This window comes from Oleiphilus sp. HI0067 (assembly GCF_001635735.1).
Map to the genome: position 1 here is coordinate 1 of NZ_LWFI01001648.1, position 1,303 is coordinate 1,303.

General features: G+C 43.8%; 2 protein-coding genes. Both read right to left on the reverse strand.

The window, feature by feature from the left end:
• Nucleotides 1-253 (reverse strand): PaaI family thioesterase (locus A3739_RS26595; RefSeq protein ID WP_156502876.1); only part of this gene is annotated, 253 nt, incomplete at its 3' end.
• Between the two features lie 64 nt (nt 254-317).
• The gene (locus A3739_RS26600; protein ID WP_197472161.1) at nt 318-1,229 is read right to left on the reverse strand and encodes an alpha/beta fold hydrolase; all 912 of its coding nucleotides are present in this window, start codon (nt 1,227-1,229) and stop codon (nt 318-320) included.
• Nucleotides 1,230-1,303 lie beyond the last annotated feature (74 nt).

Below are 1,303 nucleotides of genomic sequence, written 5' to 3' on the forward strand. Positions count from 1 at the left end.
AAGTTGGACAGAGCTCAAACTCTGGCAATGCACATAAAACCCCTGCGCCGGCAGCTGTATCCATTAGGGTAGTAATCGCCCCCCCATGAATAACACCAGTATCAGGGTTACCAATAATTTTCTCTGTATAAGGAAGTTCTAAGATTAATTCATTCTCGCGTGCCGAAGCTACGGTAATTCCGAGCGCCTGGCATTGAGCCAAAACAGAAATAAACCCTTCGACCTGACCTAACAAAATACTTTCGTCACGCATTCTTTATACAACCATTGTTTGAGAAAGGCAGGATTATAGTGAACTTCGTCACAAATAATAAGGCTTAAGCATCATACCCAAGCAGAGAAAGCAGCAATTCACTGGATTGCTCGGGCTGTTCAAACATAAAACAATGCCCGCCAATGGTTTTGCTTGCTTCTACAAAGGGATATTGGCGCGCTAGCTTAGGCAAGTTGGCACGCACAAAGTCATACGTGCGTGAGCCATAAATCATGTGCACAGGTATACCCAAGGCAGCTAGAGAAGACCAAACCGAGTTCGAGTAACTCGAGAAAATATTACTCTCTATTTTCGGCGGACATTTCAGTGAAAAACCACCGTTTTCATCTGATTTTATCGCATGATTAAGGTAGGAGCGTAAACAATCATCATCCCAGCCTTTGAAAGTGCCGCGTTGATAAAAGTAATTCCATAATGCTTCTTCGTCAGGCCAATACGTACCGCGAACAAGCGCTTGTTTTGCCAGGGGAAAGTGCTTTGACAGACCCAACATGCGTAAGCCATTCGCCGCATATGACCACGATCTCGACCCAATAATTGGATCTAACAAAAATACTTTCGTGAATAGCTTTGGGTCGATCTGTGTCATCAATAACGTGTTCACACCTCCAAAACTATGGCCTATCCCTATTCGCTCCACATCAGCCCATAAGGTTGAATAGTGCTGCCACACTTCAGTAAAGCTAGATGCACTATCATCCCAATCAGTAAAAGGACGAACTCCTGCGTCACTATCGCCATGTCCTTGCGCATTACTCAAAAAGATATCGAAATGTTTACTCAAGGGCCCTAGGAACTTTTCATACACCAAGCCGTTAAATCCATTGCCATGAAGAAAATGAATCACCGGTTTTCCAGTTGGAGGGGTGTAATGTCCACGCAAAGTAAAGCCTGCAGAGACGGTGTATTGCCATGGTTCCAAACCATGAATATACGAAGAGACTTGTTGGGCCAAGTGACTACCTATGAGTGATTAATGCCTGATATTTCTTTTTCAATGAATGAGTCATTTCATTGCTAATCGCATCC